This window comes from Bradyrhizobium guangdongense (assembly GCF_006483445.1).
Taxonomy (GTDB): domain Bacteria; phylum Pseudomonadota; class Alphaproteobacteria; order Rhizobiales; family Xanthobacteraceae; genus Bradyrhizobium; species Bradyrhizobium guangdongense_A.
Map to the genome: position 1 here is coordinate 19396 of NZ_PPPT01000015.1, position 8842 is coordinate 28237.

At 65.2% G+C, this 8842-nt stretch carries 9 protein-coding genes; 2 read left to right on the top strand and 7 right to left on the bottom strand.

The window, feature by feature from the left end; all coding sequences use genetic code 11:
- Positions 1-18 precede the first annotated feature (18 nt).
- Positions 19-3174 (bottom strand): efflux RND transporter permease subunit, encoded by a 3156-nt coding sequence (locus tag C2U70_RS02115; RefSeq protein ID WP_140976207.1) that lies wholly within the window; start codon positions 3172-3174, stop codon positions 19-21.
- Positions 3167-4237, bottom strand: coding sequence for an efflux RND transporter periplasmic adaptor subunit (locus tag C2U70_RS02120; RefSeq protein ID WP_186294013.1), 1071 nt, complete (start codon positions 4235-4237; stop codon positions 3167-3169). The genes C2U70_RS02115 and C2U70_RS02120 overlap by 8 nt, the downstream gene beginning before the upstream one ends.
- 209 nt (positions 4238-4446) lie before the next feature.
- On the opposite strand from C2U70_RS02120, the gene C2U70_RS02125 reads away from it, so the two are divergent.
- On the top strand, positions 4447-4656 hold the full coding sequence (locus tag C2U70_RS02125) for a hypothetical protein (RefSeq protein ID WP_140976208.1): 210 nt from the start codon (positions 4447-4449) through the stop codon (positions 4654-4656).
- Between the two features lie 11 nt (positions 4657-4667).
- Here the strand turns inward: C2U70_RS02125 and C2U70_RS02130 are convergent, their stop codons facing one another.
- The 5 genes from C2U70_RS02130 to C2U70_RS02150 are packed head-to-tail and all read right to left on the bottom strand — an operon-like array spanning position 4668 to position 8305.
- Positions 4668-5015, bottom strand: coding sequence for a hypothetical protein (locus tag C2U70_RS02130; RefSeq protein ID WP_140976209.1), 348 nt, complete (start codon positions 5013-5015; stop codon positions 4668-4670).
- A gap of 28 nt (positions 5016-5043) precedes the next feature.
- Positions 5044-5838 carry a pentapeptide repeat-containing protein gene (locus C2U70_RS02135; protein ID WP_140976210.1) on the bottom strand — a complete coding sequence of 265 codons (795 nt, stop codon included), beginning with the start codon at positions 5836-5838 and terminating at the stop codon, positions 5044-5046.
- A 47-nt stretch (positions 5839-5885) separates the two neighbouring features.
- On the bottom strand, positions 5886-6599 hold the full coding sequence (locus C2U70_RS02140) for an ABC transporter ATP-binding protein (protein WP_140976211.1): 714 nt from the start codon (positions 6597-6599) through the stop codon (positions 5886-5888).
- Positions 6589-7326, bottom strand: coding sequence for an ABC transporter permease (locus tag C2U70_RS02145; protein ID WP_140976212.1), 738 nt, complete (start codon positions 7324-7326; stop codon positions 6589-6591). The genes C2U70_RS02140 and C2U70_RS02145 overlap by 11 nt, the downstream gene beginning before the upstream one ends.
- Before the next feature lies 1 nt (position 7327).
- Complete coding sequence (locus C2U70_RS02150; RefSeq protein ID WP_140976213.1) at positions 7328-8305, bottom strand: ABC transporter substrate-binding protein; 978 nt, start codon at positions 8303-8305, stop codon at positions 7328-7330.
- An 86-nt stretch (positions 8306-8391) separates the two neighbouring features.
- On the opposite strand from C2U70_RS02150, the gene C2U70_RS02155 reads away from it, so the two are divergent.
- Positions 8392-8751 carry a hypothetical protein gene (locus C2U70_RS02155; protein ID WP_186294014.1) on the top strand — a complete coding sequence of 120 codons (360 nt, stop codon included), beginning with the start codon at positions 8392-8394 and terminating at the stop codon, positions 8749-8751.
- The last annotated feature ends 91 nt before the right edge of the window (positions 8752-8842 follow it).

Consider the following 8842-nt stretch of genomic DNA (forward strand, 5'->3'; position numbering starts at 1 on the left):
TTGAAGCCGTGGCAGTGTCTAGACCCTTGCATTGCTTTGCGTGCTCTTGGCGCGGGCCTCGAAGCGCCCATATCGGAGCGCGAGCGTCGGCAGCACCAGCAGGCTGAGCGCCATCGACGTCATGAGCCCCCCGAGGATGACGATCGCCATCGGGCCCTCGATTTCGCGTCCCGGCTCTCCGGCGCCGAGCGCGAGCGGCAGCAGTCCCAGCCCGGTCACGACAGACGTCATCAGGATCGGAATGAGGCGGTCGGCGGCGCCCTCGATCGCAGTGTCCAAGCCCCACACGCGACCGTCGACGAGCACGAGGTGCTCGTAATGCGAAATCATGAGAATGGAGTTGCGCAGCGTGATGCCGAACAGGGTGACGAAGCCGACCATCGATCCGAGCGAGAGCAGGCCGCCCGTCAGTGCCAATGCGAACACCCCGCCGACGAAGGCAAACGGCAAATTGATCAGCACCAGCAGCAGATTTCGCCAATGTCCGGTCACCATCGCCAGCAGAACGATGATGCCCGTCCCCGCCAGCAGGGAGTTGACGATGAGGTCGCGCCGCGACCGTGCCTGCGCCTCGGCTGCGCCGGCAAATTCGAGGCGGGCACCCGGCGGCAGCGTGACCTCGCGGGCCAGCTTGCGTTTGACTGATGCCACGAAGGATTCGAGATCGCGTCCACTGACATTCGACGTGACGGTCTGAACGCGTTGCGCGTTCTGGTGCTGGATCTGGTAGCGGCCCGTGGTTTCGTAGACGTCGGCGATTTGCTTCAGCTGGATGTAGGCACCGCTCGGCGTGCGCACCGGCAGGTCGCCGATCTGGGTGACACGGGCGCGGACCTGCGCATCGAGGATCACGATGATGTTGAAGACTGCATTGCCTTCATACCCCTGGCCGACGATATCGCCCTGATAGGCAGTGCGGACCAGCTCGAGCACTTCGACCGCATCGAGCCCCCAGCGCTGCAGGTCGGTCGGGCGAAGCGTCACATTGACCTGCGGCATTCCCGGTGGCGACCGCCGCTGCACGTCCATGGCGCCACCGACCTCGTCGGTCTCCCGCGCGACGTCGCGCGCCGCCCGATCGAGCAAGTCCAGATCAGGCCCGTAGATGTTGATGACGACAGCCGCGCTGAAGCCGGAGACGGTTTCCTCGACGCGCTCCGTCAAATAGGTCTTGATCGAGAAGGCAATCCCGGGGAAGTCGGCAAGGGCGGCCCTGATACGCGCTTCGGCTTCCGACTGCGCCTTGCCGGAGAGCCCCGGCTCGAGATCGACTTCGAATTCGCTGGAATGCGGACCGACCGTGTCGATACCGGCCTCGGCCCGGCCCGAGTGCTGCGCCACTCTGCGGATGCCCGGGATTTTTCGCAGCGTATCCGTGATCAGTTTCCCGAGACGCATGGACTCGTCGAGCGAGGTACCGGGGATTGCCGAGACGTGCAGGATCAAATGGCCTTCGCGCAGGTCCGGCAGGAAGGTCCCGCCGAAGAACGGCAGCATCGCCGCTCCGGCGATCGTGATCGCCACGGCTGCCGTCATCACCAGCTTCGGGAATCGGCCGATCCGACGCAGCAAGGCCTGGTAGGTGCGACGGGACCACCGCACCGTCGGCGGTTCATGCAGGCGCTGCGCGCCGCTTCTCCCGACGAGGAGCAGCATGCAGAGCGCCGGCGTCACCGTCAGCGCAACCGCGAGCGAGGCGATCACGGCAAAAATGTAAGCGATGCCCAGGGGGGCGAAGAGGCGGCCGGCAATGCCGGAGAGCCCCAGGACCGGAAAGAACACCAGCAGCACCGCGAATGTCGCATAGGCTACTGCGGTGCGCACCTCGAGGAAGGCATCGAGTACGACCCGTGCCTCGGGCTTCGGCGCCGCTGCCAAGCGATTTTCGCGCAAGCGACGGACGACGTTCTCGACGCCGATCACGGCGTCATCGACGACTTCACCGATCGCGATGGCGAGGCCGCCCAGCGTCATCGTGTTGAGTGTCTCCCCCATCCATTGCAATGCGAGTACGGCCGCGATCAGCGACAACGGGATCGCGGTGCAACTGATGATCGAGGTGCGCCAGTCGAACAGAAATAGAAAGAGGACGACGACCACGAGCGCACCGCCGACCAGCAAGGCGTTGAGGACGTTCTCGGTCGCAGCGTCGATGAAGTTGGCGGGACGAAAAATGTCCGCATGGAGCTTGACGCCGTCGGCCTCGAGGCCGGGTCGCAGATCCTGCAGCGCGGCTTCCGCCCGCCTGGTGACCTCTCTGGTATTCGCGCCATATTGCTGGCTGACCATGAGCATGATGCCGGGCACGCCGTCGATGAGCGCGGCCCCGATCGGCGGCTCGGGAGCGGTCACGACGGTGGCGACGTCGCCGAGAACCACGCTTGCGCCACCTTCGTGCAGAAGCACGGTGCGAGCCAACTGGTCGGGCGTCAGGGACTGTCCTTGTGTCTGCAGCGTGATGCGCTGATTGACGGTGTCGATGAAGCCGGCGCCGCGCACGCCGCTGGCCTTGCGCGCTGCGGCCAGCACGTCATTCAGGCCGACCCGGAAGCGGATCAGATCGTCCGGGCGAACCTGCACTTGAAGCGACCTGACGTCCTTGCCGTAGGTCGAGACTTGCGCCACGCCCGGTACAGCCAGAAGCCGTCTCGCCACGGTCCAGTCCGCAATGGTGCGCAACTCCATCAGCGAGCGCTGGTCGGACGTCAGGCCAATGACCAGCACGGTGCCGGCGAGCGGCGTCAACGGCGTCATCGACGGCGGCTGCACGCCTTGCGGCAGGCGCGCGGCCACGACTGCGAGACGCTCCGTCACCAATTGCCGCGCACGGTAGATATCGCTGCGCGGCTGGAAGATGACCGTCACGACGGAGAGGCCCTGGATCGACGACGAGCGCAGGCTCTCGACGCCGGCGAGGCCATTGATCGACGTTTCGATCGGTTGCGTGACCAGGATCTCGACATGCTCCGGGCTGAGGCCGGGCGCTTCAGTCTGGATCGTGACCTGTGGCGGCGCGAACTCGGGGAAGACGCCGTATTTGGCTTCACCGAGCGCGAACACGCCATAACCCAGCAGCGCGAACGACAGCGCGAGCATGATGCCGCGGAAGCGGATGGCGAACGCGACGAGAGCAGCTTGCGGCCCTGACCTCGCGGAGCCGTTGCCGTCAGTCATTGTCATCGCCGCCCCGAAGCTCGCTCTTGGCTTCTTCGGACAACAGGACCTGCGCGCCGCGCATGACGATTTCGGACCCCGACGGGATATCCCGGACGACGTAGTCGTCGTCCGAAACCGGCTGATCCATGCTGATCGGATGCCGCCGGAAGCTGTCGGGACTCACACGCAGGTAAACCCAGGATCGCCCCTGCCAGCGCACAATGGCGGTGTCCTCGATGAACACGCCTTCGTAAGTGTTGCCTGACGGCACATAGACAGTGGTGTTCATGCCGGGCAGCAGGCCGCTATCGCCGGGTGCGGAGAAGAAATAGCTCAAGCCCTGAATACGTGGGTCGGTGCGTGTTGCCGGCGAGACGTATTGCAGATCGATGTTCGCGTTCCGCGTCGGCGCCTGCGCCAGGGCCGTTCCGGGAGTGCCCGTGACGGTTACGCCGGGCGGCAGCGTCACCTGAACCAGGAACTGGTCGCGTTCGATCAGCCTGACGACGGCCGGCGAGCGCTCGACGATTCCGCGGCCGATCACCGGCCCCCATTCCTGCTTGGCCGTGGCCGCGAGAGTCCTGAGTTGCGATTCCGCCGCGGTCAGCGCGGCCTTGTCCGTCCGCAGCGTTCCCTCTGCGGTCTCCGCTTCCTTCTTCGGGAGGGCGGCGGAGTCGACGAGGTTCTTGATCCGGTCGTAGGCGCTCTTCGCGACTTCGAGCCTGGCCTGCGCTGTCTGGAGCTGGGCCTGCGCATTGGCGTAGCTGTTGGTGAGCTCCGTAATCCGGGAAATGTCGAGCACCGCGCCATAGGCGCGGAATTGCTCGGGATGGGGAGCAGCTTCCACCGCCGCGGTTTCGAGACCGATCTGCTTCTGCTGGTTGGGCGTCAGCTTGACCACCGGCTGGTCGCTGTTTGCAGTGCGGGAAGGCTCGGTACGGCCCGGATTCGGTTTGTCGGGTTGTGTCTCTGCAGCTTCTGCCCGTCGGACGTAACCCGTAACGACCAAGGTGCCGGCGGCGAGCGCCAGCACGCAGAGTACGACCGCGACACCGCGCCGGGAGGTTTCCTTAAGAGCCATCAGCCTGTTAGCAGTTGTGGGGAACCAGCTTATTGACGAAATCAACGGGCCACAAGGCGGCGGTTTCGCGTCTGCTGATCTCGGTGACGCACGTTCACCTCTGGTGCGAAGCCGTGGCGATGCCGGCGTCATGCCCGTTTGAAACTTCAGCCTGCCCCGAGCGTAACTTTTCATGCTAGTTTCCCGGCGATCCCTGAAGGATTTTCTGCATGAATCCGATTGACCTGATCGTGACCGTTTGTGCCGTGCTCTCGCCGCAGGTGTGCGAGGAACAGCATCTCGTGTTCAACTTTGCGGGCTCGCCGCGGCAGTGCGTGATGGCCGCGCCGCCCTACATCGCGCAATGGGTCGGCGACCATCCGAAATGGACCGCCGTCAAATGGCGCTGCGAGTACCCGCACCCGAACGACAAGGCGTAACGCTCTCCACGCTACTTCTTGCAGTCCTTCAGGTCCTTGTCGGCGATCGAGAACACCGCATCGGCCTTGATCTCGATGTCGCGAACGACGCATTGGCGTCCGTTGGGATAGGCGACCTTGGCATCGTAGCGGCCGGGCTCGACGCCGGTGATGCGCAGCCGCTCGTCATGGTCGACCTCCTTGTCCTTGTCGTTCAGGGTCTGGTTCGGCCCCCAGTCGGTCTTGCCCGCAGGTGAAAGCTGGAAGCCGGAAATGGTTTCCGAGGTCAGGTTCCAGAGCCTGACACCCTTGCCTTTGGCTTGTGCGGCCGCTTCCCCCGCAAATGCCACCACCACGATCAAAGCCAGACACCAGCGCATCAGTTGCGTCCTCCCAAAAGCCGCGCCGTCATTTCGTGATGAGGCGCTCGCGGTTCTTTGCCTTGTCGAAATTCTTGGCGCGGTCAAGGCCGACCGGCGCGATCAGCTTCGCCGAGACCAGGTCGGCGCCGTCGAAATCGGCATCGGTGACGGTGGCACCGGTCAGGTCGGCGCCGCCGAGCTGGGCATTCTTCAGCGAGGCGCCGCTCAAATCGGCTCCCTTCAGCACCGCGAATTCGAGATCGACGCGCGACAGGTCGGCATTGCGCGCGTTCAGCCGCTCCAGATTGGCGGATCGCAGCACGCCGCGCATCAGGCCCATCGACTGGTTGCGCATGTCGGCACCAAGGCTCGCGCCCGCGATCGATGCACCGACGAGGCTCGCACCGGTGAGGTCGCCGGCGATGCGCGCGCCGCTGAGGTCAGCGCCGTCGAGCCGCGCGCGGGCCATTTGCGTGGCGAACAGATTGGCGCCTTTGAGGCTCGCGCCCGTGAGATCGGCGTCCAGCAGCCACGCCTGATCGAGAATCGCGCGATCGAGTTTTGCGCCCGCAAGCTTCGTCTTGTTGAGCCGTGCCGCGCGAAAATTGACCCCGGTCAGATCGAGCCCGGAGAGATCGAGGCCCGACAGGCGCTTGCCGGTGAAATCGGCGGGCGCGGTGACGTTTGCCTTGGCGAGGATAGCCTCGACGTCCTGCCGGCTCATTTCGGCCGAGACCATCGCGGGCGAGGTGAGGTCGACGTCGCGCATCATGTCCTGCGCGCCCGCCGTCGTCGCGAGCAATGCGAGACCCACCATCATGAGGACGACCGTTCGCGTCATTGTCTCCTCCGCTGCCGGTCTCTTTAGCACGTGCGCCGGGCCGGCACCTATGAGACATCTCGCTCGGCGCGTCGATTGAGGCCAGCCTTGATCGCTGATATCTCGGCGTCGCCGCGCGCCGCGCGCGGGATATGGATCGGCACTTCCGCAACAATCCGCGCCGGCCGCGGCGACAGGAAGAACAGGCGGTCGCCGAGCCGCACCGCATCGTCGATGCTGTGCGTGACCAGCAGCGTCAGGACCGGCCGGCTCGCAACCAGGGTTGCGATCTCCTCGCGCAGCCGCGCGGCGAGCGCGTCGTCCAGCGAGGCCAAGGGTTCGTCGAGCACCAGAATATCCGGCTCGACGGCGAAGGCGCGCGCCAGCGCCACGCGGCGGGCGAGCCCGAGCGAGAGCTCGCCGGGGAAATGGCTGCGATGCGCCTCCAGCTCCAAAATCTTGAACAGCTCCGCCAGCTTTGTGTCGCTGACGTCGGGCGCGGCCAGCCGTACATTCTGTTCGACCGAGCGCCACGGTAATAGCCGCGGCTCCTGGAACACCATGCCGATCCGAGCCTCCGGCGGGCGTACGATCGCGCCTTCAAAATCAGGATCGAGCCCGAGGATGATCCGCAGCATCGTGCTCTTGCCGCAGCCGGAGGGACCGACGAGCACGCCGACCTCGCCGTCCCGCAGGGAGAATTGCACCGGCGCCAGCACGTCCTGCGTTTCGCCCGCAGCGTTCTTGAAAGCCTTGGCTTTGATGTCGATCTCAAGCCGCACGGGGCCGCCACCTTGTTGTGCGGGCTTCGAACGGTTGCACCAGCGTCGTTTCGATGACGAGCACGACGGCCGCGAAGGTCAGCGAATAGGCGAGCAGCCGTGGCGTGTCGAAGAGCTGGAAGGCGACGCCGATCTCGAAGCCGACGCCGTTCGGACGTCCGAGCAATTCGGCGACCAGCACGATCTTCCACACCAGCGACAGGCCGGAGCGCGCGGCGGCAGCGATATAAGGCGCAAGCTGCGGCAGCACAACGTGACGGAAGGCGCGCCAGCGCGGGATCGCGAATACCGTTGCCATCTCGTCGAGCGCGCTGTCGAGCGCACGCGTGCCTTCGCGCAAGGTGACGACCGCGGTCGGCAGCTTGTTGATGGCGATCGCCGCGATCGCGGCGGCCTCGGTGAGGCCGGCCCAGATATAGGCGAGCACGATGACCACCAGCGCCGGCAGGTTCAGCAGCAGGATCAGCCAGGGATCGCCGAGTTTGTCGGCGAGCCTGTTCCGTCCCATCAGATAGCCGATGGCGCTGCCGAGCGACATCGCCAGCACGAAGGCGAGGATGACGCGCGCCAGCGTCGCGCCGAGATGCAGGAACAATGCGCCGGAGGCAGCCTCCGCCAGCATCACGTTGAGCACGGCGGTCGGGGAGGGCAGCTTCGGCCCGCCGACGAACAGCGCGGCGATCCACCAGGTCGCAAGGAACAGAGCAAACGAGACGAGACGCAGCACCTCAGTCTCCGGGTGCGCGATAGAAGGTGCCGGGATCGAGCTCGGCTGCCGGGCCCACCAGATCGCGGCCGCCAATCTCGGCCAGCACGCGATAGAGCACGCGCGCATCGGCCTCCTCGTCGGCGATCGACCGGCGAGGAATGCCTTCTCGATAGCGGGTGCGATATGCCCCGAGCACAGCAGGATCGGCGGTGCCGGTCAGCGGCGCGATCTTGTCCCAGGCGGTATCAGATGTTGCGAGCAACTCCTTGGCCTTGCGCGTCATCGCGATGAAGCGCGCCACCACGTCGCGGTTCTTCGTGGCCCACTCCTCGTCGAAGACATAGCCGACCGCGGCGACCGCTCCCTTGGCGCCGAGTTTTGGCAAGATGTCCTCGATCCCCGCGACGCGCCGAAAACCCTTGGCCTCGAGCTGGGCGCAGAAATTCCAGAAATTGAGGCTGGCATCCATCTCGCCGTCGAGCGTCTTGGCCGCGAGCAGAGGCGGAGCGCCATAGACGATGGTCGCCTCCGATTTCAGGTCGATGCCGTCCTGCTTCATCCGTGCCTGCAGCAAGAGCCAGCTCTTGTCGATCGCGCCGCCGGCGACCGCGAGCTTGCGTCCCCTGAGGTCGGCGAGCGTCTTGATCGGCGAATTGGCCGGGACCATCACGGCGCCGAGCGCGCTGGAATAGGGGTAGAAGGTCAGCCTGGCGCCGAGCGCGCGCTCGCGCGACACCCACAGCCAGTCCGACAGCATGATGTCGGCATTGCCGGCGCGCATCGCGATCTTGCCCGCTTCAGTGCTCGCGAGCTCGGTGACCTCGAGCGACAGATTGGCGGCCTTGTCGAGCCCGTTCTCGCGGATTGCGGCGAGCTCCCAGGAAAATGTTCCGGTTTTCTGCACCGCAAGGCGGATCGTCTCCGCGCTGCAGGGGAGCGAGACAAGCGATAACGCCAATGCGATCGATGCCGTCAGATTGCGAGCAAGATGTCTCATTACTCTTTGCGCCGTTTCCTCGAAGCTGTTCTTGTCGTCACCATACGCATAGCATAGTTTCCATCGCAACCGGCGGGAGGACGGCCATGATCTCGACAAGGCAGCTACGACCGATTGTCGCCGCATTGGCTGTTTTGGCTACGACCGCGGTCGCGGTACGGGCCGACGAGGCCAATGATTATCCAACCGCCGCGCGTGCCGAATACGTCTATGGTTGTATGAAGGCCAATGGCGAGAGCCGGCAGTCGATCGAGCAATGTTCCTGCTCCATCGACGTCGTCGCCTCGATCGTGCCCTATGAACGCTACGTCACCGCCGAGACCGCGCTCAGCATGTCGCAGGTACGCGGAAACCTCGGGGTCCAGTTCCGTACGTCGGAGCAGGCGAACACAGCCGTGAACGATCTCCGCCGCGCGCAGGCCGAGGCTGAGGTGCGGTGCTTCTGATCCGTTTCTGCACTCTTGCCGCATCGTCATGCCCGGGCTTGTCCCGGGCATCCACGTCTTAGCGATCGGCGAAAAGATCGTGGATGGCCGG